Genomic DNA, 25,740 nt, shown 5'->3' on the forward strand with positions numbered 1-25,740 from the left:
GGGGCCACTTGCGATAGCCGGATCGGCCGGTTATCTGCCGATCGACCGGCTGACGTCAGATCGTCCAGCCGCCGTCGATGGCGATCGCCTGACCGGATGTGTAGGTGGCGCCGGCGAGATAGACGGCGAGATCGGCGATCTCTTCCGGCGAGCCGAGCCGGCCCATGGGCTGGCGGGCGATGAAGGCGGCGCGCGCCGCATCGTAATCGCCCTGGGCTCGCATGCGGTCCTGCAAGGATGGACTTTCCACCGTGCCGGGGCAGATGGCATTGCAGCGAATGCCTTGAGCAACATAGTCGGCGGCGACCGATTTGGTAAGGCCGATGACCGCCGCCTTGGTGACACCATAGGCGAAGCGATTCGGCACGCCCTTGATGCTGGAGGCGACGGAGGCCATGTTGATGATCGACCCGTCCTTGCGTTCGAGCATGCCGGGCAGCACCGCCCGGATGGTGCGGATCATCGCCTTGACGTTTAGATCGAAAGCGAATTCGAGATCGGAATCCGGCATTTCCAGGATCGAGCCGGCATGGACGAAGCCGGCGCAGTTGAACAGAACGTCCACAGTGCCGATTTCGGCGACGAGCGCCGCGACCGCATTCCCATCGAGCACGTTGAGCTTATGCGTGAAGACGCCGGTTTCCGCGGCAAGGGTCGCCAGCGCATCGGTATTAATGTCGGTTGCATGGACCTTGGCGCCGGCCGCGGCAAAGGCTGCCGCCGTCGCCCGGCCAATGCCCTGGCCGGCCGCGGTGATGAGAACGGTCTTGCCGGAAAGTCTGTTTGTCATGTCACGGGCCTCTTCTGGATTGTCTACATGAGACGATGCATGCGGTTATCTTGCCGAAGGCCGAGCGGTGATGGAATAGCTCGTCCGTCAAGGCCTGCCACTTTCTCTCTTTACGCGTTTCGGCCGGCCTAGGGTGGGCATGAAGCCTCGCCTCTCGTCGTTTCCGCTGATCGGTTGTCTTCAGTTATGATTTGTCTGTTTATAGACAAACAGACGATGGGCCAAGGGTCAAGCGTGAAGTTTTCCTTTTCCGGCCTTGGTTCTGCGTATATGCAGAATAATATTCACAGGAGGAAAGAATGGAGACCGACGAGTCAGACCGCTACCGCGCTCCTGCCCTCGACAAGGGTCTCGATATCCTGGAGCTGCTCGCCGGCGTCGACAGCGGCCTGACCCAGGCGGAGATCGCCAAGCGGCTCGACCGCAGCCCCAACGAATTCTATCGCATGCTCGACCGGCTGGTGCGTCGCGGTTACGTCACCCGGCTGGATGGCGATCGCTATTCGCTGACGCTGAAGCTCTTCGGCCTTGCGCAATTGCATGCGCCTGTGCGCCGGCTTGCCTCCTATGCCACGCCGCTGATGCGCGACCTTGCCCAGCGCACCCGCCAGGCCAATCATCTCGCCGTGTTCGATCGTGGCGCCGCGGTTGTCATCGCCCAGCAGGAAGCACCGGACTATTGGGGCTTCTCGATCCGCATCGGCGCCCATATCAGCCTGTTCGACACCGGCTCGGGGCATGTGCTGCTCGCCTTCCGCAGCGACGAGGAGCGGGAGATGATGATATCGGAACATGCGCGCAACTGCGCCGAGATCGACCTCGGTGCCGAATTCTACGATCGTCTCGACCAGATCCGCGAGCGCGGCTACGAGATGATGGCAAGCGCCCAGACATCGGGCGTCTATAATCTGTCGGCGCCCGTTCTCGGGCCGGATCGGCGTTGCATCGCCGCCCTGACCTGCCCCTTCATCGCCCTTGTCAACGCGCCGTCCGCCCCCGACATCACCCAGACGATCACGCTGGTGCAGAAGACCGCCACTCAGCTTTCGCTGCTGGCCGGGGCGGATGTCTTCAATTCCGGCTGAAAAGGTGGGAGGATCTCGGGAATTTCTATTTGAATAATCCATTCACGAGAAATAGGGTGCGGCAAAGCCAGTTCTGGAGGAGGAAAACGTGCTCATCGACACGCACCTGCACATTATCGACCGGTCGGCGCTTCCCTATCCCTGGCTCTCCGGCGTGCCGGCTCTCGATCATGACTTTCTCTATGAGACCTATGCGGCCGAGGCGCGGCGCTGCGGCATTACGACGGCGCTGCATATGGAGGTCGATGTCGATCCGGCCGTCATGCAGGCCGAGACCGACCACATTGCCTCTCTCGCCAAAAGGCAAGGCAACCTGATTGCTGGGGCGATTGTCTCCTGCCGTCCCGAGGAGGAAGGCTTTGCCGCCTATCTCGAGCGGCAGAAGGCCGATCCCTTCGTCAAAGGCTTCCGCCGCGTGCTGCATGTCGTCCCCGACACCGTCTCGGAAAGTGTCCTGTTTCGAGACAACATCCGGCGCATCGGTAGCAGCGGCCTGACCTTCGACCTCTGCACACTGCCGCATCAGGCCGGTCACGTCACCGCTCTCATCGATCTCGCGCCCGACGTGCAGTTCATCCTCGATCATTGCGGCGTGCCGGATATCCGCTCCAATGCTTTCGAGCCATGGAAAGCCGGGATATCGGAGATCGCCCGCCGGCCGAACGTGATCTGCAAGATATCAGGCGTCGTCGCTTATGCGGATGCGCAGACATGGTCAGCCCAGACGCTGACGCCCTATATCGAACATGTGATCGCAAAATTCGGCTGGGATCGTGTCGTGTGGGGCAGCGACTGGCCGGTCTGCACGCTCGGCGGCGGCCTTTCCACCTGGGTTGCCGCCACGCATGCGGTGCTCGCCAGCAGCAGCGAAGCGGAACGCTCCAGGCTGCTCTTCGACAATGCCCAGCGCCTCTGGTCATTGTAACATTTTGTTTAGGCCGTCCCGATCCTTTGGCTGGAAGGGCCGCAGCAAACCACCATGCTCGACACCCTGAAATCGGATGATGTACCCCCCAAAAGTGCTACTTTGGCATGTTTTTTGCTGCTGCTAATATGAAGCGATGCAATGTTTCGGTTTGGGACGACTTACAGCCAAACAATTGCTAGCTTTGTGTGTCTCAGGTACAAGTTGTCAGACACGGATATGGCGAATAACCTCATGTCCGTGTCCTCAGGAGGGAAAACAAAATGAAAGAAGAACCGCACGCAGTGGATGTTCATGTCGGAAAGACGATCCGCATACAGCGTCTGCTGCGCAAAGTTTCGCAGACGGAATTGGGCGACCGTGTTGGCGTAACGTTTCAGCAGATCCAGAAATACGAAAAAGGCTCCAACCGCGTTTCCGCCAGCATGCTGGTAGAAATCGCCGGTGCGCTGAATGTCGACGTCAGGACGTTCTTCGACGACCTGTCGACCCCTGAAACGGCTAACGACAACCCCGCTCCCAGCGAGGAATTCGTTATTTCGCGCGAGGGTGTCCTTTTGAACGCGGCGTTCTTCTCGATCAAAAACGAAGCGCTTCGCAAGAAGATCCTGAAGCTTGTTCAGGCAATCGCCCACACCGAACAGGCCGACGGTGAAGCGGCCGAATAGCCGGATCTCCTTCACGCGATCCTAACGGCGGCATGAAGGTCAATGGCGATCGATCAGGATCAGATTCTCGCTAGCGTCCTTCATTGCGATCTTGGCCTTGCTGCCGAGCAGTTTCTCGAGGTTGACGTCAAGCTCCCTGTCCGGATCTATGCCGTCCCAATCGATTACGACCTGCAGCAGTGCCATGTTCGTCAGGTGCATCAGATTACGCAGCTGAAGCTTTTCAGCCTCCTCCTTGGCTGCCGACAGCAGCCGGAAGATCCTTGCGTATTCACTGCCTGTACCTTCATTATGTTGTTCAAACATTGTTCCCGCCCCTTTGGCCGTGAAGCCTCAGATTCCATCACCACTGCATCATTTCGCCGAGACCGTTATTCTAGCGTTACAGGAGTCACATTGCGTGTGACTTCGGCGTGCAAAAGCTCCCAATGCGAGGTTGCGGCAAAGCGCCAGTCACGGTTGACGGGGGCGAATTCGTCGCGGTGCAGCCACTCCAGCACCAGCCGCGCGTCGTCGCGTTTGCGTTCGACGCGGTTCTTGCGCAGAGCGGCGAGGAGGTGGTCGCGGCGCGGCTTGCGGAAATGGCACTCGTCGAGCACGTGCGCATAGGTGCGTTCGGAGAAATGCAGGAAGCGGCCGGAGAGCAGCAGTTTCTTGCGCTCAGCCGTCGAAATCTCGCCGCAGGCATAAAGCGCATCGATCGTCGGCTCGAAATCGACCCAGGGTACGGAAAGCGGCAGCCAGCCAAGCGCCTGCGGCGCATGTACCAGCGCGACGGCCTCGTCGTCGAGCAGCCGCCCGGACGCGTAATCCTCGAAGATCGAGCCGAGGCCGACCATGCCGAACGGTGCGCATTCCGCGGCCCGCAACGCGCCCATGCTGGCGCCGCCGGCTACGGCGACATCACGTTCGAGCGCGTAGAGAATTTCCTTGTGCCAGACCGAAGGCAGATCGCCGAAATAGCCGTCGACGAGGCCGATCGCGGTGGCGCCATCCTCCACCGCCTTCAGGATGTCGCCGCGGGCGGCGGGCGGGCGGAAATCGATGCAGGGAGACATGTTTCTCGCTGCGGCAAGGCCGCCACCAAGGCTCGGACCGACGAACAGAACCTTCATGACTGCGCTCCTCTCATGGTGTTGACGGCGCGCAGGCCGAGTTGGACATACTGTCCTGATATATCGACCTCCAGGCCCGGCACGATCACCCTGACGACCGAGACCGGCAAAGCCGGACGGGCAAAGGGCACGGCGACGATCTGCTCGATCCCGCTCGCCACCAGCCGGTCGGCTATGTGGCGGATGGTCTTCTGGATCGTCGCGGCACGGCGATGGCGGCTCTGGAAGGCGCGCATCCGGCCGTCGCTCTCGCAGAGTTCGACCAGCTGCTGCATCGCCGCACTCCGATCGAGCCGCTGATAGATGCGCGGCGAGAAATCGTCGCGGCTGCCGGCGATCGCGGTCAGCCGGCTCTGGGCCGCTTCGGTAATGGCGCGCAGCGCGGCGCGCACAGGATCGGGATGGCAGCCGCAGCCGCCGCAGACATGCGACCAGCGCGCGTCGACGCGGTCGGAAAGATTGCCCGGCATGATGACGGCCAGAAAAGCCGGAACGCCGATATCCGTGGTCATGTCGAGCAGCAGCAGCCGCATGCCAGCGCGCGTGATCCGGTCGGTCATGACGTCGATGACCGCATCGCCGAAGGAGGCGGGGTCGATGCGGCTCTCCTTGAGGCGCTGCGGCGATTTCAACTGGGTCAAAGCCCAGGCATCACGCTCCACCAGCTCGCAAAGTCCGTGCAGGACGGCTTCGGCCGGCGTATTGCCGGAGGCAAGCCCATCGCTCGACTGCTCGAAGCCCGGCGGCCGCTCGCCGCGATGGTCGAGGCCGACAAGCCACCAGGGGACGAAGACGCTGCTGCCGGACAGAATGTCGAGGCCGGAGCACCATGGGATGGGGTCGCCGCCGATTTCATCGGGCGCACAGCGTGCGACATTATCGAGATCGATCATGGCGGCGCGTTCCGCCCGCATGCTCTCCACCGTCGCCTGCGTCAGGTCGGCAGGCGCATTTTCCGCGATCCGCGTCTCGATCGCCTCCATGGCGGCCGAGGCCATGGCGGCATCATTATCGATGCCTTTGCCCTGGAAGACCGAAAGCGTGTGGCTGTTCGGCCTCGTTGCGAAGGCGACGGGGATGTTCAGCACGTCGAGAGCGGTCAGCAGACCGACGCGCGTAATACCGAATTCGCGCAGATGCGGCCTGATGGCTGCAAGTGTCTGTGCCGGCGTGACTGCACGGTCGTGATAGTCGCTGACGCCGGCCGATGATCGCTTGAGATCATCGGCTAGCATTTCAAGATCGGCGAAGGCGGACATACCGATCTCGCTCTTAGCGGAACTTCAGCGCATGGGTCAGGTTTTCGAGAGCATTTGCCGTGACGTTGAGTTCGTCCTGCTTCATCGCAGCCTTGGCTGCGGCCGAGAAGCGCGGCTGAGAGGGCATTGCTGCATGGGTTTCAACAGTGGTTTTCATTGTCCATCTCCAATGGGATAGGCAGCCGGCTGCCGTTAACCATTGCAGAGGAACACTGTCTGCGTCATTTAACCGTTACAGGCTTCGTTAAAAGGCCATGCAATCAGGGAAGTCCGGCCAGTTGGAGGCCATGAATCAGCGTTTCCGTGTAGCGGGGATCGCGGTCGGGAACGAAATGGCGGATGTCCTCGCTGCGGAAATCCGGGAAATTTTCCAGAACGACGTTGGCGTATTTGCCGGCTTTTTTCATATCGCCCGCCATGGCATGGGCAGCCGCCAGCAGTCGCGCGGTCGCCTGTTTCGACTGCACCGGCTCAAGCGCCTCGATCGCCTGGTTATATTCGCCGCGATCGAAGTGGATGCCGCCACGATTCCAGTAGTAATAGTCCGGCGGCAGCGGATTGAGCTTGAAAGCCGCGTTGTTCAGATCCAGCGCCTTGTCAAAGTCGCCGTAGTGGCAGAGCGCGTCGGCATAATCGGCAAGGATGTCGGCGTCGTTGGGATTGAGATCCTGAGCCTGCTGGAAATAGTCCAGGCTTTCGTCGAAACGGCGGCGATACAGCGCCACGAAACCGAGTTCGCGGTAGGCCCGGCCGCTGTTCGGGTCGGATTGCTGCGCCAGTCGGGCGGCGCCATTCGCCTCGTCGAGCAGTTCGGTGTCCTGCATGCCCCGGATCAGCCATTCCATGCCGAGCGCGCGCGACACGCCGGCATGGGCGGCCGAGAAATTCTCGTAGCGATTGAGCGAGGATCTGAACCACTTGCGCGCCTGGCGCAGATGCTGCAGGTCTGTTTGGGCGATCAGGCGCTTGCCTTCGAGATAAAGACGGTAAGCCGATGGCGGCGCCTCGCCGATCGGCATCGCCAGCTCGCAGCGTTCGACGCTGTCGGCGAGCGAGGAGACGATGCGCCGTGTCAGATGCGCGAAGGATTCACTGATCTTCTGCATGACCAGCGGCAGTTCCAGAGCCCAGATCACCTCTGAGGTCGCCGTCCGCGTCAGACGGCAGGTCGCATAGACATCCTCGTCGCGGCCCTGGATGGTGACGTAGACCGCATAGTCGAAGCTGAGGTCGAGCGCACGTGGCACAGCGCGAGCCGGATCGACCGAACGGCTGAGGATTTCAAGGCTCGTATGGGCTGCGATCACCTTGAAGCCGCGCTGCTGGCTGAGGCCGATGGTGACATCTTCAAGAAGGGCCCTGCCGACGCGCTCCATCAGCGGATCGGTGAAAATGCTTTCCGGCGGCAGGATGATGATCCGCGGCTGGCCGAGCAGATCGGCGAATCCGCCGGGCGCTGCCGACGGACGTTCGGCCGCCGCGGGTTGAGCTGCCGGGATCAGGCCGAGTTCGCGGGCGAGCGCGGTGGTGCTTTCCTCCGGCTCGGTGTCGAATTCGTCCTTCAGCTGGCTCTTGCACTTCAGATAGGATTGGCGGGCCGCGGCCGGATCGTTCATCCTGACATAAGTGCGCATCAGGGCGCGATAGGCCGTCTCGCTGGCGGGATCGAGCTCCAGCAGGCGACGGGCAAAGGCCACCTGCTCTTCATCCGATCTGTCGTCAGCGGTTTCCACCAGCCGCGTCAGATGGGCGGCGCGCAATTCGTCGACGCGCTGGCGCTCGTATGTCAGCCAGTCTTCGGCGCCCTGCGTCGGCGACTTGGCGCCTTCAAGCAATTCGCCGTTCAGAATGTCGCCGTCTTCGGCTGCGATGGGCCCTTTCTGTTTCATTATATGGACGTCGACTTCCCAGCCGTCGGCAAGGCCGATATGGGTTCGGGTCGCTTTCAGCAGCGGCGGCAGGTCGGCGGGAATGCTTTGCTCGATACGCGCCAGCAGCTGGCGCAGACTGCCCGCGCGTTTTTCCGGGGCTTCCGATTGCCAGAGCTGCCGCCTGACGGTTTCGCGGTCGAGTTCGAGATTGGCTTCGGCGGCGAGCATGGCGAAGAGAAAATAAGACTTCTCCGGCAAGGGGAGTTCCCTCCCCGCTGCCAGCAATCGCGGCCTTCCGAGCAGGCAGAGCCTGTTCGTCGACATCTGTCCGGATGTCCGTTGCATCCCGCTTCTCACCCCTGAAGACCAGACGCGCATGCGCGCCGGCCACTCAGGAACATGTTAGAGCGATAATAAGCCCGCGCATAGCGCAAAAAGAAGTTTTTACACCGAATATTTGCATTTTCTCACATGAGCGGCCGGAAATGCTTGCCAACACTTTGCCCCCGACGTGATTTGGATCGATTATTCCAGCCGCTGCGGCCTCTACAGCCGCAACCAACAGCAAGCGAGCCTGATCGATCACAGCATCTGCGCGATCTATTTGGTGCTGGTTTGTGTCGCGCCGGCGGCCTCGACGAAATCGAGGCCGATATCCAGCACTGGTGCGCTGTGCGTTAGCCAACCGACCGAAATAAGGTCGACGCCGGAAGCGGCGATTGCGGCGGCCGTTGCCGGCGTCACCCGGCCGGATGCCTCGGTGATTGCCCGCCCGGCAACGATTGCGACGGCCTCGCGCAGCTGGTCCGGCGTCATATTGTCGAGCAGAACGGCATCGACACCGACGGCCATCGCTTCCTGCAACTGATCGAGCCTGTCCACTTCGACCTCGATCTTGACCAGATGACCGACGCCGGCCCGCGCCCGGCGGATCGCCTGGGCAACACCGCCTGATATGGCCACGTGGTTGTCCTTGATCAGCACTGCGTCATAAAGCGCGAAACGGTGGTTCATGCCGCCGCCGGCCCGCACTGCATATTTCTCCAGAGCCCGCAGCCCGGGCGTCGTCTTGCGCGTGCAGGCGACCGAGGCCTTGGTGCCGCTGATGGCTGCGGCAATCCCGGCCGTGACGGTGGCGACGCCCGAGAGATGGCCGAGGAAATTCAGCGCGGTGCGCTCACCGGTCAAGAGCCCGCGCGACGGGCCTTCGATCGTGGCGATGACGTCACCTGATTTGACTGCATCACCGTCGTTGAGATGGCGGCGCATGACGATCTGAGGATCGACGAGCGTGAAAGCGAGGTCGGCCGCATCGAGGCCGGCGATCACGCCCGGTTGGCGAGCGGCCATCACCACCGTGGAGCGGTGATCTGAGGGAATGACCGACGCCGAGGTGATGTCGCCGGCAAGGCCGAGATCTTCGAGCAGGGCTGCTCGCACCAAGGGTTCGATAATCAGACGCGGAAGCGGAACGAGGCTCATGTCAGGCGCTCCTGGCCAGCGAATAGGGTGGTGTGGCGCGGGCAATCTCCAGCGCTTGGGAAAGGCGCATCCGGCGGCGTTGCGCATCGGCGAGCTGCAGGGGAAAATCGGTGCGGGCGTGGGCGCCGCGCGATTCCACCCGTAGGCTGGCAAAGACGGCGATCAGCAATGCAACAATGGCCGGATCGGAGCCGGGGCCGTCGCCCTCGGCAAGTGGCAGCAATGCGGCGATTGCGCCTTGGAGGGCATCCGCATTGCGCAGCACGCCGAGATGGCGCGAGACGATCGTGCGGATGGAGGATGCGTCGGCCGGCTCCGGAAGCTGTTCTGCGAAGATGGCACCGGCGCCGCCCGCCGGCATGGCCGATATGTCGCGCGCCGCCCGCATGCCCATGACAGCCGCCTCGAGCAGCGAATTGCTGGCAAGCCGGTTCGCGCCGTGCAGACCGGTCGAGGCGGCCTCGCCGGCGACCCAGAGGCCGGCGACCGAGCTGCGGCCATTCGCATCCGTCGCGACGCCACCCATTTGGTAGTGCACGGCCGGACGCACCGGGACGAGGTCTTTGGCCGGATCGATGCCGGCCTCGCCGCCAAGGGCAGCGATGACGGGGAAGCGCGCGGCAAAGCGACTGCCGAGCGCCTTGCGAGCATCGAGGAAGACGCGGCCGCCGCGGGCGATCTCGGCACTGATGGCGCGCGCCACCACGTCGCGCGGCGCAAGTTCGGCGCCCGCTATGCCGGCCATGAACCGTTCGCCGCGTTCGTTGACAAGCAAGGCCCCCTCGCCGCGCACCGCCTCGCTGACAAGCGCCAGGGGCCTGCGGCGTGAATCGAGCGCCGTCGGATGAAACTGCACGAATTCCATATCGGCAAGCTCGGCACCCGCCCTTGCCGCGAGCGCAATCCCCTGACCAAAATTGCCCATCGGATTGGTCGTCGCATCATAAAGTCCGCCGATCCCGCCGGTGGCGAGCACCAGCCTTGTCGTCGAAAGGACGGCGGCCGCGCCGCTTGCGGTCGCGCAGAGCAGCCCGGCGACGCGCTCGCCGTCCATCAAAATCCGTCGCGCCTCGAGGCCTTCGAGCACGGTGATGGCCGGCGTCCGCGCCACGGCCCGCACCAGCGCTGCGATGATCGCCGCACCTGAGCCGTCGCCTTCGGCATGGACGATGCGGCGGCGGCTATGGGCAGCCTCCAATCCGAGCGAGAGTTCCCCGGAGTCATTGCGGTCGAAGCGGACCCCGGCTTGTTCCAGTGCTGCAATGGCCGCCGGCGCCTCCGCAATGATGCCGGCGGCGACCCTTCGGTCGCAGAGCCCGTCGCCGGCGGCAAGCGTATCGGCAAGATGCAGTGCGGCGCTGTCGTCGGCGCCGATACTGGCGGCAATGCCACCCTGCGCCCACGCGCTGGAAGTCTCGGCGCCGAGGCCGGCGCGGGTGACGATGACCGAAGGTTCCGGCGCCAGCGTCAGCGCCGTCATCAGCCCGGCAAGGCCGCTGCCGACGATGACGGTGCGGCCAGTCAACTGCTCAAGGATCTCGGTCATATCGAAAGCATCCTCTCGACGGCGCGGCGCGCGGCCACAGCGATTGCCGGATCGACCGTCACCTCGTGGCGGTTTTCCTCGAGTGCGGCGCGGATATTGGCGAGCGTGATCCGCTTCATATGCGGACACAGATTGCAGGGGCGGATGAATTCGACGTCAGGGTGGTGGACGGCGACATTGTCGCTCATCGAGCACTCGGTGAGCAGCACCACCCGTGCCGGCTTCTGCCTGCCGACATAATCGGACATGACAGCGGTGGAGCCGGCAAAATCGGCCTCCGCCACCACGTCGGGCGGGCATTCCGGATGGGCAAGCACCGTCACGCCGGGATGGTTTTCACGCAGCTGGCGGACATCGTCAGCGGTGAACAGTTCATGCACTTCGCAATGCCCATGCCAGGCGATGATCTCGACATCGGTCTCGCGGGCGACGTTGCGGGCGAGATATTCATCGGGGATCATCAGCACCTTCGGCACGCCGAGCGACTCCACCACCTGTTTGGCGTTGCCCGAGGTGCAGCAGATGTCGGAGGCGGCCTTCACCGCGGCCGAGGTATTGACATAGGTGATGACGGGGACGCCGGGATGGGCCTGGCGCAGCAGCGCAATATCCTCCGGCGTGATCGATTCCGCCAGCGAGCAGCCGGCGCCGAGATCGGGGATCAGCACGGTTTTTTCGGGATTGAGAAGCTTGGCAGTCTCGGCCATGAAATGCACGCCGGCCAGCACGATGACATCGGCCTCGACCTCAACCGCCTTGCGGGCGAGCGCCAGGCTGTCGCCGACAATATCGGCCACGCCGTGAAAAATCTCAGGCGTCTGATAATTGTGGGCGAGAATGACGGCGTTGCGGCGGCGCTTGAGCTCGAGAATGGCGTTGACGTCATCCTCGAACGACATCCATTCGGCTTTGGGAATGACGCGGCTGACGCGGTTATAGAGCGAGGATGCGGAAACTGGGTGGTTCATGGCCGGCTCCTAATTATGCTCTACTTGAGCATATCATAGGCAAAGACATATTCTCGCTGTGAGCATATGTCAATTGCGGGAGAGCGGTAATTTCGTTCCTGCAAGCGCCCGTTCTTCGAGCACTGTATGGCGGAAGCGGAAGAGCTTGGCCGGCCGGCCGCCGGTTTCGCTTTCCGTTCCGCCGGTCTCCTCGACCAGGTCCTGCTGTTCGATGAGGCGGCGGAAATTCTGTTTGTGCAGTGTCAGCCCCGCCAGGGCCTCGATCGTGCGTTGCAGCCGCAGAAGCGTAAAACTCTCCGGCATCAGTTCGAAGACGACGGGGCGGTATTTGATTTTGGCGCGCAGCCGGGCAATGCCGGTCGCCAGAATGCGGCGGTGATCGGCAAACATCGCCCGGCCGAGATTGGCCTCCACCCGGCATCCGGCTTCGGCCACGAGGCCGGCTTCATAAAGCAGTTCATAGCGTTGCAGGGCGAGATCCTCATTCCAGCCGCCGCCGTCGAGGCCGAAGGTGAAGTCGGCGCGGCGGTGGCGATGGTGCCGCCGCGCCGGATCGGCATCCGCCCAGCGTCTGAGCCGCGCGACGATCTCGTCCAGCACGGCCGGCCGGCCCTGCCGGTGGTCTTCCCAGGGAAAATAGTCGTACCAGCCGTGCCACCCCGGCCGGCCGGAGCCCGCCTGCTCGTTGACGAGGCCGAGATAGCTGATCGAGATCGTCCGTCCGCCAAGAATCTCGTTGTTCCGGTCGCGGTCGGCGAAAGTATAGAGCTGTTCGAGGTAACCGACCGGGTGTTCGGTCTGCTCCTGCACCCATTCGCGCAGGCCCGATTGCAGGGTTCGATGGCCCATTTCGAACGGACCCGACGGCAGCGCGTTGCCGGATCGGATGGTCATGACGCGTGGCTCATCCCCCGTCACCGCGACGAGCACCGCAATCAGTTCCGCATGCGCAAAGCCGATCGTCACAGGGGCCGAATACTCCGTTCCGAATGAATCGAACGTATCATTCCTGCCACAGGCGGCGACGGAAGCCAATGGAACTTTCCCCCTCTCCTCCTGGCAGAGGGGGAGCCCCGGGGCAAGCGTCAGCGCTTGCCCGTCTCGTTAGTCAGCCGGTCGAGGAAAATCTTCAGTTCGGCGTCGTCGATACCGACGCAATGACGCTTTTCCGGATAGGCGCCGGTCCTGACGTCCTCTGCGAATTCGGTGAAGGCGGCGATGCGTTCGCGCTGCAGCCTGTCATGTTCGGCGGCGAAGTTGCGGTAGACCTTGGCATGGCGCGGGTAATGGTCGCGATTGGCTCCGAGCACGTCGTCGGCGAAGAGATATTGGGCGTCGCAGCCGCTGCCCGCGCCCATCGAGATCATCAGCATCGAGGTGTTGTCGCTGATGGCGGCGGCGACATCCCCCGGCACGACTTCGATTTCGGCGGCAAAGGCGCCGGCCTCTTCCAGCGCCTTGGTCTGTCGCCAGATCTCGGCCGCACTCGCCGCCGTCTTGCCGACGGCGCGGAAGCCGCCCGTCCAGGTGGCTTTCGAGGGGATCAGCCCGAGATGGCCGCAGACCGGGATGCCCTCGTCACGCAGGCGCCGAATCGTCTGCAGGCTGGCGGCGCAATAGACGGCGTCGCCGCCGGCCTTCAGCGCGGCGAAGGCGGCGCGCAGATAGTCTTCAGCCGAGACATGGTCGCCATATTCGAGACCCGGAATGGCAAAGGGCGTGGGGGCGATCTCGCGGAAGACCGGGCCGAGCAGCGACGGTGGTACAGAGACCATGTCGATCCCGGCCTTTTCGGCGGCTTCGGCCTCCTCGAGCGAGGTGACGCGCAGCATGGTCAGCTGGCGCCTGCCCTTTTCCGCAAGCAGGTCGGCAACGGTTGCACGCTTATGTTTTTTCATCATCAATTCCTTTGAAAATATGGGATTCAGGCGGCCAGAAGGGATTTCAGCTTGATGTTGCTTGATGTCAGCGCGACAGGGTCCGGATGGGCACCAGCCGCGATCAGCATTTCCGCAAGCCTGATATCACGCGCCACGGCATTGCCCGGTCCGATGCCGCTCGCCGCAATCAACCGGCCATGGGCGTCGAGGTGGAAGAGAATGAAGGCGCCTGGGCCGAGGTCGCGGCGCAGATGCAGGACCGCCCCTCCGGCGAGGCCTGCAATCTGCAGCGTCACGTCGTATTGATCCGACCAGAACCACGGCACCGATGAAACGGCTTCGTCGAGGCCGAGCATGTTGGCTGCGGCCAACGTGCCCTGCTCCTGGGCATTGCGCCACGATTCGAGCCTTACACGCCGGCCGCCATAGATCGGCAATGGGAAGGAGCAGCAATCGCCGGCGGCAAAGACATCCGGCGCCGAGGTCCGGAGATAGGTGTCGACGGCAATACCGTTTTCGATTGTAAGCCCCGCCCTTTCGGCGATGTCGAAATTCGGCCGCGCGCCGATGCCGACGAGGGCGAGGTCGGCCTCTACCATCTCGCCCGTCGACAGTTTGATCACGGCCTTCCCGCCTTCCTCGGTCAATGTCTCGATCGAGACGCCGCAGCGGATATCGACACCTTCGGCGCGGTGGCGTTCGGTGAGCAGATGGGCGATCTCCTCCGGCACGCCGCGTTTCAGCACCCGCTCCAGCCCCTCGATAACGGTGACGTCGGCGCCAAGCAGGCGCGCCGTCGCGGCAAGTTCCAGCCCGATGAAGCCGCCGCCGATAATGGCGATATGGCGTCCCGGCTTCATCGCCTTGCGCAGAGCGGCCGCATCGTGATGGGTCCGAAGCGAACGGATATGCGGATTGCCTTCCGGAGCGCCGGGGAATGATCGCGCGGCCGCGCCCGTCGCCAGCAGAAGCTTGTCGTAGGAAAGCGCGGTGCCATCCGAAAGCATGACCCTCCGCGAGGCAGGATCGAAATCCCTGGCTTCAAGACCGGTCAGCAGCCGGATGTCGCTTTCGGCGTATTTTTCCGCAGCGGCGATGAATTTCGGATCGCCGGCATCGGCGGAGGCAGCCTTGGAAAGCGGCGGCCGTTCATAAGGGTGAAGGGGTTCGGCGCCGACAAGCGTTATCTCGCCGGCAAAACCTTTTTCCCGCAGAGCGAAAGCGGCGCGGGCACCACATTCGCCCGCACCGAGAATAACGAAATGTGCCACATCGACCTCCGTCAGACCGAGATGAAGACGGAGCCGCCTTCGACCTTGACCGGATAGGTCCTGAGATTGACGCAGACCGGCGCACCCTTGGCTTCGCCTGTCTTGTAGTTGAAGCGGCCGTTATGTTTCGGGCATTCGATGATTTCATCCATGACAAGCCCGTCGGCGAGATGGATCTGTTCATGCGTGCAGAGCCCGTCGGTGGCGAAGAATTCGTCGTCGGGACTGCGGTAGACCGCGAAGGTGCGCCCGCCATGATCGAAGCGGATGACATCCTCTTCATCGATCTCGTCCTTGCCGCAGACTTCGATCCAGTTTCCGCTCATCTCTACCTCCCTCGATTGTGATTATTGCGCCGCCGGGGCGAGTTCTTTGTGGAATTCTTCGCGGTAGGGCCGCGCGGTGTCCGGCAGTTCCCGCTTCAGGAAATAATCCTCGTTGCGCAGCTGGCGCAGGAAAGCCGGGATCATCTCGCGGTAGCCCGACCAGATCGACGGGTTCGGTGCCGGCAGATCATGCTTGATCATTGCGTGCAGCCGGGGCAGCGCGTGATAGGGCACCATCGGGAACATGTGATGTTCGACGTGGTAATTCATGTTCCAATAAATGAAACGGCTGATCGGGTTCATATAGACCGTACGGCTGTTCAGCCGGTGATCGATGACGTTATCGGCAAGGCCGCCATGTTGCAAAAGCCCCGTCAGCACGTGGTGCCAGGCGCCGTAGAGGCGAGGCAGGCCGATCAGCATCAGCGGCAGGATCGAGCCGGTGGCGACCGCGACGGCGATTGTCGCGAGATAGATCGCCAGCCAGATACGGGCGAAGCGGATCGCCTTCGGCTGCTCCATCTCCGGAATAAAGGTTTTTTCCGTCGCGCTGATGACGCCGAAGGCGTTGCGCAGCATGTCGACGACGGCATGCCAGACGTCGAGGATGCCGAAGAAATTGAGGACCAGCCGGAAGAGGTCCGGCGGCCGCATGACGGCGATCTCCGGATCGCGGCCGACGATGACCGTATCGGTGTGGTGGCGCGTATGGCTCCAGCGCCAGGTGACCGGATTGCGCATGATCATGAAGCAGGCGATCTGGTAGACGACATCGTTCATCCAGCGCGTCTTGAAGGCGGTGCCATGGCCGCATTCGTGCCAGCGGCTGTCGGAGGCCGAGCCGTAGAGCACGCCATAGGCGAGAAAGAAGGGCAGCGCGATCCAGGAGCCCCAGAAATAGATGCCGAGACCGGCAAAGACCATCATGCTGCCGAGCCAGATGACCGTGTCACGGATCGCTGGCGCATCGGAGCGCTGCATCAGCGCCTTCATCTCCTTGCGCGAAATCTCGGTGTGATACCATTCGGCAGCCGCCAGTCCCGTCTCCACCGCGATGCGGCCGCTTTCCCCGAGCAGGTCGTAGTCACGTTTCTTTGTCTGGGTCGCCATTATCCGCCTCCCTATGCCGTTGTCGGAAGAATAGGTTGACTTTGGGCGACGCTCAATGCAGGCTTGATGTAATCTATCAAAAGCCATCATGAATGGCTCGCATCCATGAGCGAATACATCACCATGCGCCGCCCCACCATTTCCGATCTCGCCCGCGCCTCCGGCGTCAGTGTCGCCACTGTCGACCGCGTTCTCAACGCTCGTCATCGTGTGCGGGAGGAAACGGCGCGGCGGGTCTATGATGCAGCGCAGGAGATCGGCTATCATGCCGTCGGCCTCATCCGGCAGCGCGTCTTCGAAGATTTGCCGCAATACAAGCTCGCCTTCCTGCTGCAGAAGCCGACGCAGGCCTTCTATCAGAGCTTCGCCCGGGAAATCGAAGCAGCGGCACGCGCCGTCACCACCGCCCGTCTCCAGATCCAGATCGAATACCCGTCTGCGACGACTCCTGCCGCCATCAATGAGAAGATCAAGTCGCTCGGCGCCCGCAACCAGGCGGTTGCCGTTGTCGGCCCCGACTACCCCGCGGTTACAACGGCGGTCGAGGAATTGAAGGAGCGCGGCATCCCCGTCTTCTCGCTGCTCTCGGACCTCGCCACCGGCGTGCGTGACGCCTATGTCGGCGTCAACAACCGCAAGGTGGGACGCACTGCCGCGTGGATGATTGCGCGTACGGCGCACAGGCCCGGCAAGGTCGCCTGTTTCGTCGGCAGCCACCGCTTCCACGGCCATGAACTGCGGGAGATCGGTTTCCGCTCCTATTTTCGCGAGAATGCGCCTGAATTCGATGTCGTCGAAACATTGATCAACCTGGAGACCGCCGAAATCACCCATGAGGCAACGCTGACGCTGCTGCAGAAACATCCCGACCTCGTTGGGCTTTATGTCTGCGGCGGCGGCATGGAGGGGGCGATTTCGGCGTTCCGTGAAGAGGATGTCGGCGGCCGGATCGTGCTTGTCGTCAACGAGTTGACGCCAGAGAGCAAGGCGGGTCTCGCCGACGATATCGTCACCATGGTGGTCGCCACTCCCCTGCCCGCTCTCTGCAAGGAGCTTTTATCGCTGATGCTCGGCGCGATAGAGCACGGTGAGGCCACCGTTCCCGGCCAATCCTTCCTGCCTTTCGATATCTATATTTCCGAGAATATCTGAGCAATGATGGAGTTCTATCATCGCGCCTGAAATTCTTTCAGCAATGAAGGCTGGCGCCGGTAATGACGGATGGATTGCCCCGTAAATTCGGATAGAGATTCGCTCGCCCATTCACGAGTACCGCTCCGCTCATGTCGCGGAGACGAGGAGGATATAACCGTCATGACTTCGATCCGCTTTGCCCTCAACCATATGGCCGCGCCATCGCTTGCCGTCGACGATTTCTTCGCGCTGGCAAAGTCGCTCGGCATTGATTCCGTTGAGATCCGCAACGACCTTTCCGGCAATGCCATTCTCGACGGCACCAAGCCTGAAGCGATCAGAGAAGCAGCCGCCCGCCACGGGCTGACGATCATTTCGATCAACGCGCTGCAGCGCTTCAACGAATGGAATGAAGCACGCGCCCGGGAAGCTAGGGAATTGATCGATTATGCCAGCGCATCGGGCGCCAAGGCGCTTGTCCTCGTTCCGAAGAATGACGGCACCGGCTGCGCCGACGGCGAACGCCAGGCCAATCTGCGCGAGGCTCTGTCCGCGCTGAAGCCGATGCTCGATAAGGCCGGCATCATCGGCCTCGTCGAGCCGCTCGGCTTCGAGATCTGCTCGCTGCGTTCGAAGACCGAGGCGGCCGAGGCGATCAAGGAGCTCGGCGCGCAATCGACCTTCAAGCTCGTTCACGACACCTTCCACCATCACCTTGCCGGCGAAGCAGCGACCTTCCCGGAACTGGCCGGCCTCGTGCATATTTCCGGCGTGAGCGATCCCTCCGTGTCCGTTGCCGATATGCGTGACTCCCATCGCGTGCTCGTGGACGGCGACGACCGGCTCGACAATGCCGGGCAGATCAAGGCGCTGCTGCAGGCGGGCTATAGGGGCCCGTTCTCCTTCGAACCTTTTGCTGCGGGAGTTCATGCGGTCAAGGATCCGGCCGCTGCGCTGCGCGCCAGCATGGATTACCTGACGGCGCGAGTCTGAGACCCGATGCACGCTTCTCTTCACGATCGGCCGCCGGCGAGCGGCCGATCGTGAGACACTATTCCCGGCCCCTGAACCGGCGCTGATAGGCCGGATCATAGAGCGAGCTCTCGCGAAAATCCTCCGCCGCGAGCGACGGTCCGACGAAGATGATCGCGGTGCGTTCGATCGGTTCGGCCGCAACTCTTGCCTCGATATCAGCGAGAGTGCCGGAGAGGATGCGCTCGTCCGCCCAGGAGGCTTTGACGACGATGACGATCGGGCAGTCTGCGCCGTAAAGTGGCGTCAACTCGTCGACCACCTGCTTCAGAGCATGGATCGCCAGATGGATCGCCAGCGTAGCACCCGTCGCGCCGAATTTTGCGAGCCTCTCTTCGTTCGGCATCGGTGAAGCGCGACCGGAAACGCGGGTCAGCACCAGGCTTTGGGCGACGCCAGGGATCGTTAGTTCGCGCCCCAGTGCTGCGGCCGCGGCCGCAAAGGCCGGAATGCCGGGGGTCATCGTATAGGCGATGCCGTGCTTCTGCAGCCGGCGCGCCTGCTCGGCCACGGCACTCCAGACGGAGAGGTCGCCCGAGTGCAGCCGGGCGACGTCCTGGCTGGCGGCAGCGGCACGGAGATATTCCGCCTCGATCTCATCGAGCGACATCGGGGCAGTATCGACGATGCGCGCGCCAGGCGGGCAATATTGCAGCAGTTCCGGCGAGACGATGGAGCCGGCATAGAGGCAGACCGGGCAGCGGGCGATGAGATCGCGGCCACGCACCGTGATCAGATCCGCGGCGCCCGGCCCCGCGCCAATGAAATGCACCGTCATCCCGTTATCCTTTCGTCCAGCGCCATTGCGTTACCGGCATCGCCGGCCGCCAGCCGCTCATGCTGCCGAGCGGCGCAGCGCGCGATATTTCGATCCGCGTGAGGGAGCCGCCGCGTTTGCCATGTTGGGAGATCAATAACGCTTCCATGTCAAGCGTCACGGCATTGGCGACAAGCCGCCCTCCCCGCTTCAGCGCGGCGGCGGCAATGTCGATGACATCGGCTTCGCTGCCGCCGCCGCCGAGGAAGATCGCATCCGGTTCTGGCAGGCCTCGCAGCGCATCGGGCGCTGAACCCTCGACGACGGCGAGATGCGGCACGCCGAAGGCGGATGCGTTGCGGGCAATCCGCGCCGCCCGCTCCGGCGATTGCTCGACGGCGATCGTCTTCAGGCTGGGATCGGCCAGCATCCATTCGATGCCGATCGATCCCGAGCCGGCGCCGACATCCCAGAGCAGTTCGCCATGACGTGGCGCAAGCGCCGAAAGCGTCATCGCCCGGATCTCCCGTTTGGTGATCTGGCCGTCGTGCTCGAACAGATCATCCTCGAGACCTGCGGCAAAAGGCAGGATGCGAGCCCGCTCCCCTGCCGCAATCTCGAGCGCGCAGACGTTCAGGGGATCGATGTCAGCGAGATCGAAATCCGCCGCCACGACGCATCTCTGTCGTTCCCGCGCACCGCCCAAGGCTTCGAGCACGGTAAGTCTCGACTGCCCGAAGCCGATGGTGACAAGCAGGGCAGCGAGCTCGCGGGGTCCTTTCTCATCAGAGGTCAGAGCAATGATGCGCCGCCCGGGGTGCAAATGCGGTCGGACCAGGTCGAGCGGCCGTCCGTGCAACGAGATTGTCGTCACGTCCTGCTGCGGCCAGCCGAGCCGGGAGGCGGCAAGGCTGAAGGCCGAAGGCGCGGGAATGACACGCATCTCTTCGGCCGCGACACGGCGGCAGAGGGTTGCGCCGACGCCATAGAGAAACGGATCGCCGGAGGCGAGCACGACGACAGGCGTGCCGCGCCTTTCAAGGACGGCGTCGACCGAGCGCTCGAAGGGGCTCTGCCAGGCAAGCATTTCGCCGGATATCAGGGATGCGGCAAGCGCATGGTGCCGCGTTCCGCCAAACACGGCGGGTGCAGTGGCGATCAGCCTCTTGGCCTCCTCGCCCAGGGCGGCTGGACCATCTTCGCCGATGCCGATAATAGTCAGCCAGCGCTTGTTGCAAGTGGAAAAGACATCAGACATGGGAAGACTTCGCATCCTGATCCTCGGTGGCACCGGCGAGGCGCGCCTGCTCGCCGAAGCGCTCGCGGCGCGTGATGATTGCGATGTTCTGCTGTCGCTCGCCGGACGTACCGAGAAACCGGCCGTTCAGCCTGTTCAGGTCCGTATCGGTGGTTTCGGCGGCGCCATGGCACTGGCTGATTTTCTGAAAGCCGGCAGCTACGGGCTGCTGATCGACGCCACGCACCCTTTCGCCGAGCGAATTTCCAAAAATGCCGCGGTCGCGGCCGAGACCGCGGCTGTCGCTGCAATCGCTCTGCGCCGCCCCGAATGGCAGCGCTTGGCGGGCGATCGCTGGCGGGAAGTACAGAGCATCCCGGCGGCCATCGAGGCGCTCGGCCAATCCCCCCGCCATGTCTTCCTGGCGACGGGGCGGCAGGGTGCTCACCACGCAGAAGCGGCGCCGCAACATCACTATCTCATCCGCAGCGTCGACCCCGTCGAACGGCCGCTTAGGCTTGCGAATGCCGAATATATCCTCGATCGCGGCCCGTTCACGCTGGAAAGCGAGTGCACTTTGCTGAGGCAGCATCATATCGATGTCATCATTGCCAAGAACAGCGGCGGCACTGCCACCTATGCAAAGATCGAGTCGGCGCGGCTGCTCGGCATCGAGGTGATGATGGTGGCGCGCGCGCCGTCGCCGATGGTCGCATCGGTCGAAACCGTCGAGGCGGCGCTTGCGGCGATCGATCACCTCTTCCCCCCCGCCATGAAACGTGGCGTGTAGACCAGGTCCGGCTTGCCGGGGCGCGTGACGATCCGCGTTTCGGCGGAGCCGATGATGATGCAGGTCGCCATATCGGCGATCGATGCATCCGCTTGCGATAGCGGCTGCACCGCAATGCGCTCGTTTGCCCGCCCGGCCGCGCGCCCGAAAATCACGGGGGTTGTTGCCGGCAGATGGTGGCGCAGCAGCTTGAAAGCCTCACCGAGTTGCCACGGCCGCGACCGGCTGATCGGATTATAGAGCGCGATGACGAAGCCTGCCTTTGCCGCCAATGCAAGCCTATTTTCTATGACATTCCAAGGCTTTAGGTTATCTGATAACGATATTGCGCAGAAGTCGTGACCCAGCGGCGCCCCGGCTCTTGCGGCCACCGCCAGCATCGCCGTGACACCGGGCAGAACGGTGAGATCGACGGCGCGCCACGCCGCCGGCCCATTCTCGATCGCCTCGCAGACGGCAGCGGCCATGGCGAAGACACCGGGATCGCCGCCGGAGACAATGCAGACGTTGGCGCCATCCGCTGCCATGGAAAGCGCCGCCCCTGCCCTGTCGAGCTCCTCGCGATTGTCCGACGCATGCCGCAGCTGATCGGAGCGGAGCTGCAGCCGGTCGAGATAAGGTCCGTAGCCGAAGAAATCCGTCGCCGCCTCGACGACCGCCAGCGCTTCCGGCGTCATCTGCTCGGGATTGCCGGGACCGGTGCCGATGACGAAAAGCCTGCCACTCATCGGCTGCCCTCCCAGCCCGGCACCAGCACGAGCGAGAAGTAGGGCGCATCGCCGTCGTTCCTGTCGGCAAGCTTTTCCATCGCCGCATTCGACATGGTGCCGCGCTCGACATAGAGGGCGTCCGCTAGCCGGCCGGCTGCCGAAAGCGCCCGGCGTATTTTCGGCAGATTGCGACCGACCTTCATGATGACGGCGGCTTGCGTATCGGCGAGCCGGCGCGTCAGCTCTGCCTCGGCCATTGTACCGGGCAGTACGGACAGCACGTCGTCCCCCTGGACGATCGCCATGCCGGCCAGCGACCAGCAGCCCGACATGGCGCTGATGCCGGGGATCACTTCGGTGGGGTAGTGCTTGGAGAGCCGGACATGCAAGTGCATGTAGGAGCCGTAGAAGAGCGGGTCGCCTTCGCTGAGAACAGCGACGGTCCGCCCGGCCTCGAGGTGCCCGGCGATGTCTCTTGCAGACCGGTCGTAAAACTCGGTGATCAGGCTTTGGTAGCGTTCGTCACCTTTGTCGATCTCAGTGGTGACGGGATAGTAGAGTGGCAGCAGAGTGACCCAAGGTTTCAGCAGCGGCTCGACGATCGCCTTGCCGTTACCGCCCCTGCCCTGCTTGGCAAAGTAAGCGATGACATCAGCGCGTTCGATGGCGCGCACGGCCTTGAGGGTCAGAAGCTCCGGGTCGCCGGGACCCGTGCCGACGCCGATGAGACGGGGTGTCGTCATAGGCCCGGCCTCGCCAGCGCATTAATGGCGGCAGCCGTCATGGCGCTGCCGCCGAGCCGGCCGCGCACGATGGCGAAGGGGACGCCATAGGAATTTTCCGCCAGCGCATCCTTCGATTCCGCCGCGCCGACAAAGCCGACCGGCATGCCGAGGATCGCAGCCGGTTTCGGCGCGCCGTCGCGTAGGAGTTCGAGAAGATGGAAAAGCGCCGTCGGGGCATTGCCAATGGCGACAATGCTCCCGCCGAGCCTTTCGAGCCAGAGATGCATGGCGGCGGCCGAGCGTGTATTGCCGATCTCGCGTGCGAGCTCCGGCGTTGCGGGATCGCGCAGTGTGCAGACCACCTCGTTCAGCGCCGGCAGCCGTGCTCGCGTGACGCCGTGCGATACCATTTCCGCATCGCAGAAGATCGGTGCGCCGGTCCTGAGTGCGTCGCGCGCGGTGCTGACGAAATCTGTGGAAAAGACGAAATGCTTCGCCGCTTCCACGAGCCCGCAGGCATGGATCATGCGAACGGCGATTTCAGCCTCGTCTTCGGTGAAACGCGAAAGATCGGCCTCGGCGCGGATGATCGCAAACGAACGCTCGTAGATCGCGTCGCCACTGCGGATATAATCGTAGTCTGGCATTCCTATTCCTGTCGCGGCGCCTTCGAAACGCTGGTTGCGCCAAGCCGTGTAAGGCAGGCGGCGGCCGATTCGCCAGCGCCCCTGTTGTCTTCGATGGACCGGGCGAGCCTCTCTATAGCGAAATCGATCCGACCGCCAGCGATCCGTTCATCCGGCAGATCTGAAGCAAGGCCGTTGAGGATGAGGCCGAAACCATCCGCCGATCCGGTCAGTGTCAGCGCCGGCCCGGCGCGGGCGCAGCCTTTCGAACAGCCGGAGAGATGGATCGTCAGAGATCCGTCGAAGAGAACGGGTGCTGCGGCCATAAGGCGGCGCGCCAGGGCTCTCGTCTCGTAAAAAGCGGAGCCGCAGGCGCCGGCGCCGGCGCAGGCAGCGACATATTCGCTTTTCTCGCCGGGTTGCACGGTAAAGCCATGGTTGCTCGCGGTGATCAGCAGAGCCGGCGCCGCATCTGCCGGAAAGCCGATGAAAAAGAAGCCGCGGCCGGGCGCAAGTCTGATGGCTGTTGCGCCGTCAGCTTTGGCGTCGTCGAGCAGGGCGGTCAGATCGGACGCGCTCATCTGGCCGAATTCCGACCGCACGCCAAGCACGTGTTTTCCGTTCTTCAGCAGGTGCAAGCCGGAAAGCGGCGTCTGTTCTTGGTGGGACGGATGAAATCGGATGGCGTCCATAGCGGGAAAGCGCGCCCGCAGAAGGGCCGGATCGATATCCCTTGCCCGCTTGCTCTGCCCGACCGCCAGAAGATCGAGAATCTCGCCAACGGCTGATATCGCCGCCTCCGCGGGCCCCATTGCGACGGGTGTTGCCGTCTCGCCGTCGCCGTTGATCGCCACGAGCCATTGTGCGGCGGGCTGTGCGACGATACGGATATCGGCCGAGAGCGCCGATAAACCGAACGCTCCGCCGCCGTCGATGATGAGCGAGAGTTTCGGCGCGAGCCGCGGCGAGGCGAGTAGTCCTACGAGCTTGCTGCGCAATGTCCTTTCCAGCGCTGCCGGATCGCCCGTTTCCTCGGGATCGATGCCGTGCAGCGGCGATACTTCGATTGCCGGACCGTCCGGCACGGCGATCCCGGCGGCATCGATATCGGCGGCGAGACGCTTCACGGTCTCAGCCCGCAATCCGCGGATCTGCAGGTTGCCGCGCGCGGTGATTTCCACGATGCCGTTTCCATGCTCCGCGGCCGAGCGGGCAAGGGCTGAGAATTGCGATAGCGTCAAGGCGCCGCCGGCAGGACGCAGCCGTACGAGCAAACCATCGCCGGTCGGCATGGGTGCGGCAAGGGCCGGGCAGGCGCCGCGTGGGCGTGGCTTCGCCGGCGGTCGATCATCGAGATCCGCCTCGCCTGTCCTGTCGATTGTCTTGGCGGCCTTCGTGCCCATTCTCAATCCTCTGATCATCTCTTACATGATCGCGGCCGGTGCGGCAAAACCTGACGGCGACGGCTATTCCTCGAACTCGCGTCCCTTGCGCAGCAGATATATGTCCATGATCCAGCCGTGCCGCTGTCTTGCCTCTGTCCGCAGCGCCTGAATATCGGCCGCGATGTCTGCGAGCCGTCCCGATCGGATAATCTCGTCCCCTGTCCCGAGATAGGCGCCCCAGAAGATCTCGGCGTCGGCATCGTCGATCTTCGCGAAAGTCTGTTCGCCATCGAGCATGACGACCGTGCTGCCGCCCCGAAGTCCATCCCGCGCCAGCCGCCGCCCGGTGGTAATCTCGACCGGCTGGCCGATGAGGTTGAGCGGAATTTTGTGGCTGGCCGCTAAGGCTTGGATGCTGGTGATGCCGGGAACGACGCTGAAGTCGAAATCAATGCTGTTTGTTTGGCGCACGCGTTCAATGATGCGGATGGTGCTGTCGTAAAGGCTGGGATCACCCCAGACGAGAAAGGCGCCTTTGGCGCTGTCCGGCAGGCCAGAGATCAACTCTCCATAGATATTGGCGATCTCGCCGTGCCAGGCATCGACACTTTGTTTGTAGGTCCTGTCTGCGGTCTGCCTTTGCGGCACCTCGAATTCCGCGATCCGGATATCCGGCCGGGTGACATAGCGCTCGCAGATCTCCCGCCGGATTTCGGCGAGCTCTTCCTTGCCGGTGCCCTTGAGCGGCAGGAAGATCACCTCGGCGGCGTTCATCGCCTTGACCGCCTGTATGGTGACGTGCTCCGGATTGCCCGTGCCGATTCCGATGATAGTGATATGTTTCAAGCGGATGTTCCCCGTGAGTCCAAGCGGTCTTGCCGAAAAACTGGGCCGGTCGCAAGGGCAGGGCAGGGAGTTGGCCGCGGCCAACTCGGCCCGCCACGACGGCTAGACCCCTATTGTTGCCGTAAATCCCGAATCGTGTCACTTTCGATACGCTTTTTGACGCTATGTTGACAGAAAAGCGCATCGAAAAGGATTGGGTGTT

General features: G+C 63.1%; 27 protein-coding genes. 6 read left to right on the forward strand and 21 right to left on the reverse strand.

Annotated elements, in window-relative coordinates:
- Positions 1-55: 55 nt before the first annotated feature.
- Positions 56-790, reverse strand: coding sequence for an SDR family oxidoreductase (locus NL154_RS27685; RefSeq protein ID WP_221123081.1), 735 nt, complete (start codon positions 788-790; stop codon positions 56-58).
- Positions 791-1,089: 299 nt separating this feature from the next.
- Here NL154_RS27685 and NL154_RS27690 point away from each other — a divergent pair, with 299 nt between their 5' ends.
- The 3 genes from NL154_RS27690 to NL154_RS27700 all read left to right on the forward strand — a co-directional run bounded on the left by NL154_RS27690 (position 1,090) and on the right by NL154_RS27700 (position 3,468).
- Positions 1,090-1,875 (forward strand): IclR family transcriptional regulator, encoded by a 786-nt coding sequence (locus tag NL154_RS27690; protein WP_434734446.1) that lies wholly within the window; start codon positions 1,090-1,092, stop codon positions 1,873-1,875.
- Between the two features lie 88 nt (positions 1,876-1,963).
- A complete protein-coding gene (locus NL154_RS27695; RefSeq protein WP_434734447.1) occupies positions 1,964-2,800 on the forward strand; it encodes an amidohydrolase family protein in 837 nt (278 codons plus the stop codon).
- Between the two features lie 263 nt (positions 2,801-3,063).
- Complete coding sequence (locus NL154_RS27700) at positions 3,064-3,468, forward strand: helix-turn-helix domain-containing protein (RefSeq protein ID WP_184458547.1); 405 nt, start codon at positions 3,064-3,066, stop codon at positions 3,466-3,468.
- A 39-nt stretch (positions 3,469-3,507) separates the two neighbouring features.
- Here the strand turns inward: NL154_RS27700 and NL154_RS27705 are convergent, their stop codons facing one another.
- The 13 genes from NL154_RS27705 to NL154_RS27765 all read right to left on the reverse strand — a co-directional run bounded on the left by NL154_RS27705 (position 3,508) and on the right by NL154_RS27765 (position 16,296).
- Positions 3,508-3,774, reverse strand: a complete 267-nt coding sequence (locus NL154_RS27705) for a hypothetical protein (protein WP_004668299.1) — start codon at positions 3,772-3,774, stop codon at positions 3,508-3,510.
- A gap of 65 nt (positions 3,775-3,839) precedes the next feature.
- Complete coding sequence (locus tag NL154_RS27710) at positions 3,840-4,583, reverse strand: TfuA-like protein (RefSeq protein WP_434734448.1); 744 nt, start codon at positions 4,581-4,583, stop codon at positions 3,840-3,842.
- Complete coding sequence (locus tag NL154_RS27715; protein ID WP_434734449.1) at positions 4,580-5,842, reverse strand: YcaO-like family protein; 1,263 nt, start codon at positions 5,840-5,842, stop codon at positions 4,580-4,582. The genes NL154_RS27710 and NL154_RS27715 overlap by 4 nt, the downstream gene beginning before the upstream one ends.
- Before the next feature lie 13 nt (positions 5,843-5,855).
- On the reverse strand, positions 5,856-5,999 hold the full coding sequence (locus tag NL154_RS27720; RefSeq protein ID WP_176536271.1) for a hypothetical protein: 144 nt from the start codon (positions 5,997-5,999) through the stop codon (positions 5,856-5,858).
- A gap of 103 nt (positions 6,000-6,102) precedes the next feature.
- On the reverse strand, positions 6,103-8,058 hold the full coding sequence (locus tag NL154_RS27725; RefSeq protein ID WP_434734450.1) for a BTAD domain-containing putative transcriptional regulator: 1,956 nt from the start codon (positions 8,056-8,058) through the stop codon (positions 6,103-6,105).
- Positions 8,059-8,313: 255 nt separating this feature from the next.
- Positions 8,314-9,195: a carboxylating nicotinate-nucleotide diphosphorylase gene (nadC, locus tag NL154_RS27730; protein ID WP_210632447.1), complete on the reverse strand. Its 882-nt coding sequence runs from the start codon at positions 9,193-9,195 to the stop codon at positions 8,314-8,316.
- A 1-nt stretch (position 9,196) separates the two neighbouring features.
- Positions 9,197-10,741, reverse strand: a complete 1,545-nt coding sequence (locus NL154_RS27735) for an L-aspartate oxidase (RefSeq protein WP_210632448.1) — start codon at positions 10,739-10,741, stop codon at positions 9,197-9,199.
- Positions 10,738-11,709 carry a quinolinate synthase NadA gene (gene nadA / locus NL154_RS27740; RefSeq protein ID WP_434734451.1) on the reverse strand — a complete coding sequence of 324 codons (972 nt, stop codon included), beginning with the start codon at positions 11,707-11,709 and terminating at the stop codon, positions 10,738-10,740. The genes NL154_RS27735 and nadA overlap by 4 nt, the downstream gene beginning before the upstream one ends.
- 69 nt (positions 11,710-11,778) lie before the next feature.
- Complete coding sequence (locus NL154_RS27745; protein WP_221153256.1) at positions 11,779-12,675, reverse strand: NUDIX hydrolase; 897 nt, start codon at positions 12,673-12,675, stop codon at positions 11,779-11,781.
- A gap of 119 nt (positions 12,676-12,794) precedes the next feature.
- Positions 12,795-13,610, reverse strand: coding sequence for a 3-methyl-2-oxobutanoate hydroxymethyltransferase (locus tag NL154_RS27750; RefSeq protein ID WP_221163647.1), 816 nt, complete (start codon positions 13,608-13,610; stop codon positions 12,795-12,797).
- A 23-nt stretch (positions 13,611-13,633) separates the two neighbouring features.
- Positions 13,634-14,860: an NAD(P)/FAD-dependent oxidoreductase gene (locus tag NL154_RS27755; protein WP_434734452.1), complete on the reverse strand. Its 1,227-nt coding sequence runs from the start codon at positions 14,858-14,860 to the stop codon at positions 13,634-13,636.
- An 11-nt stretch (positions 14,861-14,871) separates the two neighbouring features.
- The gene (locus NL154_RS27760; protein ID WP_434734453.1) at positions 14,872-15,186 is read right to left on the reverse strand and encodes a MocE family 2Fe-2S type ferredoxin; all 315 of its coding nucleotides are present in this window, start codon (positions 15,184-15,186) and stop codon (positions 14,872-14,874) included.
- A 21-nt stretch (positions 15,187-15,207) separates the two neighbouring features.
- Entirely contained in the window at positions 15,208-16,296 is a 1,089-nt protein-coding gene (locus tag NL154_RS27765) for a fatty acid desaturase family protein (protein WP_210632454.1), read from the reverse strand.
- A gap of 123 nt (positions 16,297-16,419) precedes the next feature.
- Between NL154_RS27765 and NL154_RS27770 the strand changes: the two genes are divergently transcribed.
- Together NL154_RS27770 and NL154_RS27775 are read left to right on the forward strand one after the other, a co-directional pair.
- Complete coding sequence (locus NL154_RS27770) at positions 16,420-17,448, forward strand: LacI family DNA-binding transcriptional regulator (RefSeq protein WP_221153397.1); 1,029 nt, start codon at positions 16,420-16,422, stop codon at positions 17,446-17,448.
- Positions 17,449-17,610: 162 nt separating this feature from the next.
- Positions 17,611-18,423 carry a TIM barrel protein gene (locus NL154_RS27775; RefSeq protein ID WP_434734454.1) on the forward strand — a complete coding sequence of 271 codons (813 nt, stop codon included), beginning with the start codon at positions 17,611-17,613 and terminating at the stop codon, positions 18,421-18,423.
- Between the two features lie 58 nt (positions 18,424-18,481).
- Here NL154_RS27775 and cobM read toward each other — a convergent pair whose 3' ends face one another.
- Both cobM and cbiE read right to left on the reverse strand, forming a co-directional pair.
- Positions 18,482-19,240, reverse strand: coding sequence for a precorrin-4 C(11)-methyltransferase (gene cobM, locus NL154_RS27780; protein ID WP_210632456.1), 759 nt, complete (start codon positions 19,238-19,240; stop codon positions 18,482-18,484).
- A 4-nt stretch (positions 19,241-19,244) separates the two neighbouring features.
- Entirely contained in the window at positions 19,245-20,477 is a 1,233-nt protein-coding gene (gene cbiE / locus NL154_RS27785) for a precorrin-6y C5,15-methyltransferase (decarboxylating) subunit CbiE (protein WP_210632457.1), read from the reverse strand.
- Here cbiE and NL154_RS27790 point away from each other — a divergent pair.
- A complete protein-coding gene (locus NL154_RS27790) occupies positions 20,476-21,246 on the forward strand; it encodes a cobalt-precorrin-6A reductase (protein WP_221153262.1) in 771 nt (256 codons plus the stop codon). The genes cbiE and NL154_RS27790 overlap by 2 nt on opposite strands.
- Here NL154_RS27790 and NL154_RS27795 read toward each other — a convergent pair.
- The 5 genes from NL154_RS27795 to cobF form a co-directional block, all read right to left on the reverse strand.
- The gene (locus tag NL154_RS27795) at positions 21,210-21,974 is read right to left on the reverse strand and encodes a precorrin-3B C(17)-methyltransferase (RefSeq protein ID WP_434734455.1); all 765 of its coding nucleotides are present in this window, start codon (positions 21,972-21,974) and stop codon (positions 21,210-21,212) included. The genes NL154_RS27790 and NL154_RS27795 overlap by 37 nt on opposite strands.
- Positions 21,971-22,699 carry a precorrin-2 C(20)-methyltransferase gene (locus NL154_RS27800; protein WP_210632460.1) on the reverse strand — a complete coding sequence of 243 codons (729 nt, stop codon included), beginning with the start codon at positions 22,697-22,699 and terminating at the stop codon, positions 21,971-21,973. The genes NL154_RS27795 and NL154_RS27800 overlap by 4 nt, the downstream gene beginning before the upstream one ends.
- Complete coding sequence (locus NL154_RS27805) at positions 22,696-23,328, reverse strand: precorrin-8X methylmutase (RefSeq protein ID WP_210632461.1); 633 nt, start codon at positions 23,326-23,328, stop codon at positions 22,696-22,698. Before NL154_RS27805 ends, NL154_RS27800 begins: the two co-directional genes overlap by 4 nt.
- A 2-nt stretch (positions 23,329-23,330) precedes the next feature.
- A complete protein-coding gene (gene cobG / locus NL154_RS27810) occupies positions 23,331-24,710 on the reverse strand; it encodes a precorrin-3B synthase (RefSeq protein ID WP_434734456.1) in 1,380 nt (459 codons plus the stop codon).
- 63 nt (positions 24,711-24,773) lie between these two features.
- Positions 24,774-25,538 carry a precorrin-6A synthase (deacetylating) gene (gene cobF, locus NL154_RS27815; RefSeq protein WP_434734457.1) on the reverse strand — a complete coding sequence of 255 codons (765 nt, stop codon included), beginning with the start codon at positions 25,536-25,538 and terminating at the stop codon, positions 24,774-24,776.
- Positions 25,539-25,740: the final 202 nt, after the last annotated feature.

It is taken from the genome of Rhizobium sp. YTUHZ044 (genome assembly GCF_051123975.1).
In the GTDB taxonomy this organism is placed as follows: Bacteria; Pseudomonadota; Alphaproteobacteria; order Rhizobiales; family Rhizobiaceae; genus Rhizobium.

What these genes read in the sequence shown, in the direction of transcription:
- NL154_RS27685 (WP_221123081.1), bottom strand. Translation starts at nt 790, where the DNA reads ATGACAAACAGACTTTCCGGCAAGACCGTTCTCATCACCGCGGCCGGC.
- NL154_RS27690 (WP_434734446.1), top strand. Translation starts at nt 1,090, where the DNA reads ATGGAGACCGACGAGTCAGACCGCTACCGCGCTCCTGCCCTCGACAAG.
- NL154_RS27700 (WP_184458547.1), top strand. Translation starts at nt 3,064, where the DNA reads ATGAAAGAAGAACCGCACGCAGTGGATGTTCATGTCGGAAAGACGATC.
- NL154_RS27705 (WP_004668299.1), bottom strand. Translation starts at nt 3,774, where the DNA reads ATGTTTGAACAACATAATGAAGGTACAGGCAGTGAATACGCAAGGATC.
- NL154_RS27710 (WP_434734448.1), bottom strand. Translation starts at nt 4,583, where the DNA reads ATGAAGGTTCTGTTCGTCGGTCCGAGCCTTGGTGGCGGCCTTGCCGCA.
- NL154_RS27715 (WP_434734449.1), bottom strand. Translation starts at nt 5,842, where the DNA reads ATGTCCGCCTTCGCCGATCTTGAAATGCTAGCCGATGATCTCAAGCGA.
- NL154_RS27720 (WP_176536271.1), bottom strand. Translation starts at nt 5,999, where the DNA reads ATGAAAACCACTGTTGAAACCCATGCAGCAATGCCCTCTCAGCCGCGC.
- NL154_RS27725 (WP_434734450.1), bottom strand. Translation starts at nt 8,058, where the DNA reads ATGCAACGGACATCCGGACAGATGTCGACGAACAGGCTCTGCCTGCTC.
- nadC (WP_210632447.1), bottom strand. Translation starts at nt 9,195, where the DNA reads ATGAGCCTCGTTCCGCTTCCGCGTCTGATTATCGAACCCTTGGTGCGA.
- NL154_RS27735 (WP_210632448.1), bottom strand. Translation starts at nt 10,741, where the DNA reads ATGACCGAGATCCTTGAGCAGTTGACTGGCCGCACCGTCATCGTCGGC.
- nadA (WP_434734451.1), bottom strand. Translation starts at nt 11,709, where the DNA reads ATGAACCACCCAGTTTCCGCATCCTCGCTCTATAACCGCGTCAGCCGC.
- NL154_RS27750 (WP_221163647.1), bottom strand. Translation starts at nt 13,610, where the DNA reads ATGATGAAAAAACATAAGCGTGCAACCGTTGCCGACCTGCTTGCGGAA.
- NL154_RS27760 (WP_434734453.1), bottom strand. Translation starts at nt 15,186, where the DNA reads ATGAGCGGAAACTGGATCGAAGTCTGCGGCAAGGACGAGATCGATGAA.
- NL154_RS27765 (WP_210632454.1), bottom strand. Translation starts at nt 16,296, where the DNA reads ATGGCGACCCAGACAAAGAAACGTGACTACGACCTGCTCGGGGAAAGC.
- NL154_RS27770 (WP_221153397.1), top strand. Translation starts at nt 16,420, where the DNA reads ATGCGCCGCCCCACCATTTCCGATCTCGCCCGCGCCTCCGGCGTCAGT.
- NL154_RS27775 (WP_434734454.1), top strand. Translation starts at nt 17,611, where the DNA reads ATGACTTCGATCCGCTTTGCCCTCAACCATATGGCCGCGCCATCGCTT.
- cobM (WP_210632456.1), bottom strand. Translation starts at nt 19,240, where the DNA reads ATGACGGTGCATTTCATTGGCGCGGGGCCGGGCGCCGCGGATCTGATC.
- NL154_RS27790 (WP_221153262.1), top strand. Translation starts at nt 20,476, where the DNA reads ATGGGAAGACTTCGCATCCTGATCCTCGGTGGCACCGGCGAGGCGCGC.
- cbiE (WP_210632457.1), bottom strand. Translation starts at nt 20,477, where the DNA reads ATGTCTGATGTCTTTTCCACTTGCAACAAGCGCTGGCTGACTATTATC.
- NL154_RS27795 (WP_434734455.1), bottom strand. Translation starts at nt 21,974, where the DNA reads ATGAGTGGCAGGCTTTTCGTCATCGGCACCGGTCCCGGCAATCCCGAG.
- NL154_RS27800 (WP_210632460.1), bottom strand. Translation starts at nt 22,699, where the DNA reads ATGACGACACCCCGTCTCATCGGCGTCGGCACGGGTCCCGGCGACCCG.
- NL154_RS27805 (WP_210632461.1), bottom strand. Translation starts at nt 23,328, where the DNA reads ATGCCAGACTACGATTATATCCGCAGTGGCGACGCGATCTACGAGCGT.
- cobG (WP_434734456.1), bottom strand. Translation starts at nt 24,710, where the DNA reads ATGGGCACGAAGGCCGCCAAGACAATCGACAGGACAGGCGAGGCGGAT.